The following is a 1190-nucleotide window of genomic DNA, read 5'->3' on the forward strand; positions in this document are numbered from 1 at the left end:
GACCTCGGTGAACTCCTCGCGTGCGGACATGGGTGCGATCCAGAACCGCTTCACTTCCACCATCGCCAACCTGAGCTCCACCTCGGAGAACCTGTCGGCCTCGCGCAGCCGCATCCGCGACACCGACTACGCCAAGGAAACCGCCGAGCTGACCCGCACGCAGATCCTGCAGCAGGCCGGCACCGCCATGCTGGCTCAGGCCAAGCAGGCCCCGCAGAGCGTGCTGAGCCTGCTCCAGGGCTAAGCGCAGCAAGCCGCGATGCACCGCCGAGGGCTTCTACGCCATTAGAAGCCCTCGAGCGGAAACGATATCAAACACGTTAAAACCAAGGCGTACAAATGGCACAGGTCATCAATACCAACGTAATGTCGCTGAACGCTCAGCGGAACCTCAATACCACCAGCGCCAGCCTGGCGACGACGATCCAGCGCCTGTCCTCGGGCCTGCGCATCAACAGCGCCAAGGACGACGCGGCCGGTCTGGCGATCTCCGAGCGCTTCACCACCCAGATCCGTGGTCTGGATGTGGCCTCGCGCAACGCCAACGACGGCATCTCGCTGGCGCAAACCGCCGAAGGCGCGATGGTCGAAATCGGCAACAACCTGCAGCGTATCCGCGAACTGGCGGTGCAGTCGGCCAACGCCACCAACTCCACCACCGACCGTGGCGCGCTGAACTCGGAAGTCAAGCAGCTGGCCTCGGAAATCGACCGCGTCTCCAGCCAGACCAACTTCAACGGCACCAAGCTGCTGGACGGCTCCTTCTCCGGCGCGCTGTTCCAGGTCGGCGCCGACGCCGGCCAGACCATCGGCATCAACAGCATCGTCAACGCCAGCGCCGCCTCGCTGGGCAAGGCCGGCTTCGCCGCCACCCAGACCACCACCAACGCCCTGGCCTCGGGTACCGCCACCGCCAGCGGCAGCTTCTCCGGCATGTCCGTCAACGGCGTCAGCATCGCCTCGGTCTCGGTGGCCGTCGGCGACGTGGACACCGATGTGGCCAAGAAGATCGCCTCGGCGATCAACGACAAGCTGGCCCAGACCGGCGTGTACGCCTCGGTGGACAGCAGCAACAAGCTGAAGCTGGAATCGGTCAAGGGCGGCCAGGACTTCTCGTTCACCGCGGGCAGCGCCACCGGTGCCACCGGCATCACCTTCGACCAGAGCGGCATCGCCGCCACTGCCACTGC

At 65.5% G+C, this 1190-nt stretch carries 2 protein-coding genes; both read left to right on the forward strand.

Translation table 11 applies throughout. From position 1 onward, the window contains the following. On the forward strand, nt 1–244 hold a 244-nt coding region (locus CEK65_RS20675; RefSeq protein WP_255424566.1), incomplete at its 5' end, for a flagellin. 95 nt (nt 245–339) lie between these two features. After that, a partial coding sequence (locus tag CEK65_RS20680) for a flagellin hook IN motif-containing protein (RefSeq protein ID WP_152182846.1) occupies nt 340–1190 on the forward strand: 851 nt, incomplete at its 3' end.

Source organism: Xanthomonas sp. LMG 12459, assembly GCF_009192905.1.
Taxonomy (GTDB): domain Bacteria; phylum Pseudomonadota; class Gammaproteobacteria; order Xanthomonadales; family Xanthomonadaceae; genus Xanthomonas_A; species Xanthomonas_A sontii.